This is a genomic window from Marinobacter iranensis (assembly GCF_029207565.1).
Classification (GTDB): Bacteria; Pseudomonadota; Gammaproteobacteria; order Pseudomonadales; family Oleiphilaceae; genus Marinobacter; species Marinobacter iranensis.
The window spans coordinates 1-269 of record NZ_JANCMW010000176.1 but is presented as its reverse complement, the minus strand read 5'-3'; the positions used below and the strand labels follow the sequence as shown (position 1 = coordinate 269).

General features: G+C 62.5%; 1 protein-coding gene. It reads right to left on the bottom strand.

Going from position 1 to position 269, the window contains the following annotated elements:
- Positions 1–269, bottom strand: a 269-nt coding sequence (locus NLU14_RS21915; protein WP_275710596.1) for a hypothetical protein, incomplete at both ends; no start/stop codon positions are given.

Sequence of the window (269 nt, the reverse complement as noted above, 5' to 3'; positions counted from 1 at the left end):
AGCAGCCTGATGTATTGATCGAGATGGTCGAGGCTCTCCCGCGCCAATGCCGGATCGTTTCCGGCTTTCGCCATGACGAAAGCGCCCTGGAGCACGGTCTGCGTATGTCGCGCGAGGCTCTCTGCCGTCCAGTTCCCGGCTACGCCGTATTTTATCCGGGCCGCTTCGATGTCCGATTCGAGCGTGGCCGCATGACCGAAGATGCCGCGTGCACATGCCTCGCGAATGGTCGGCGATGTCGCATAGACCTCCTGCACCATCGCGCCGAC